Source organism: Plasticicumulans sp. (assembly GCF_035331805.1).
Classification (GTDB): domain Bacteria; phylum Pseudomonadota; class Gammaproteobacteria; order Competibacterales; family Competibacteraceae; genus Plasticicumulans.
In genome coordinates, this window is sequence record NZ_DAOLKE010000547.1 from 1 (window position 1) to 1576 (window position 1576).

2 protein-coding genes are annotated in these 1576 nt (G+C 69.0%); both read left to right on the plus strand.

All coding sequences use genetic code 11. The features are described 5' to 3' along the window. Window positions 1-704: NAD(P)-dependent oxidoreductase (locus PKE44_RS19260; protein ID WP_324554445.1), on the plus strand; the 704-nt coding region annotated here is incomplete at its 5' end. Then, window positions 704-1576, plus strand: an 873-nt coding sequence (locus PKE44_RS19265) for an NAD(P)-dependent oxidoreductase (protein ID WP_324554447.1), incomplete at its 3' end; no start/stop codon positions are given. The genes PKE44_RS19260 and PKE44_RS19265, both read left to right, overlap by 1 nt.

The following is a 1576-nucleotide window of genomic DNA, read 5'->3' on the forward strand; positions in this document are numbered from 1 at the left end:
TCGTCATTTCGATGGTCGCCGATGCGCCCGATGTCGAGCAGGTGATGCTGGCTGAGAACGGGGTTGCTGCCGGCGCGCGGCGCGGGCTGATCGCCGTCGATATGAGCACGATACGCCCGGCAGCGGCGCGCGACATCGCCCGTCGATTGGCCGAGCAGGGAATCGATTTTCTTGATGCGCCGGTTTCCGGCGGCGAGGTCGGGGCGATTGCCGGAACGCTGTCGATCATGGTCGGCGGGTCGGTCGAGGCTTTCACCAAGGCGCGACCGGCGTTCGAGGCGATGGGCAGGAACATCGTCCATGTCGGCGATTCCGGCGCCGGTCAGGTGGCGAAGGCGGCGAATCAGATCGTCACCGGAGTCGGCGTGCTGACGGTTGCCGAGGCGCTCAATTTCGCGGCGCGCAGCGGCGTCGATCCGGCGCGCGTGCGCGAAGCGCTGCTCGGTGGATTCGCCTACTCGAAGATCCTGGAAAACCACGGTCAGCGCATGCTCGACCGCAACTTCAAGCCCGGTTTCAAGTCCTGGATGCACCAGAAGGACATGAACATCGTCATGCAGAGCGCGCACGAACTCGGCCTCTGCCTGCCGGTGTCGGCGGCGACGGCGCAGATGTACAACGCAATGGTCGGCTGCGGCTTGGGCGAAGAGGATTCGATTGCCATCCTCAAGCTGCTCGAACGTCTTTCCGGCGGCGAAGACTGATGCGTCTCGGCTTCATCGGCCTGGGCGTGATGGGCCAGCCGATGGCCCGCCATCTGCTCGCTGCCGGCCACACGCTGGCCATCTGGGCGCGTCGTCCGTCGGTCTGCCAGCCGCTGAGCGCCGCCGGCGCGCAAGTCTGCGCTGACCCGGCCGGTGTGGGGCGCGCGTCCGAGGTCGTGTTCACGGTCGTTACCGGCGACGCCGATGTCGAGCAACTGAGTTTCGGCGAGGGTGGGCTGGTGGAAGGTCTGGCCGCCGGTTCGCTGCTCGTCGATCTGAGCACGATTGCGCCGGAAAGCGCGCGTTCGCTCGCCCGGCGGCTGGCCGAGCGGCAGATCGACATGCTCGACGCGCCAGTTTCAGGCGGCGAGGCGGGTGCCATCGCGGCCACGCTGGCGATCATGGTCGGCGGCGACCCGGCGGTCTTCGCGCGCGCCCGGCCCCTGCTTGAACGGCTCGGGCGGACGATCGTTCATGTCGGCGGGCACGGCGCCGGTCAGGTGGCGAAAGCGTGCAACCAGATGATCATGGTCGGGGCAATTCAGGCGGTCGCCGAGGCCTTGCATCTGAGTCGGGCGGCCGGGGCCGATGTGGCGCGCGTGCGCCAGGCGCTGGCCGGCGGATCGGCGGCCAGCCGGGTGCTCGAGGTGATGGGCCGGCGCATGGTCGACGGCGACTTCGCAGGCGGTGTCGAAGCGCGCCTGCACCACAAGGATTACGGCGTTGTGCTCGCCGAGGCGCAGCGCCTGGGCGTTCCGCTGCCGGTTTCGGCGCTGGTCGGCCAGCAACTCAACGCATTGCTCGCGCACGGCGGGGCGCGACACGATACGGCGGCGCTGCTGCGCGTGCTCGAGCGGGCGGATGCGGGCGGC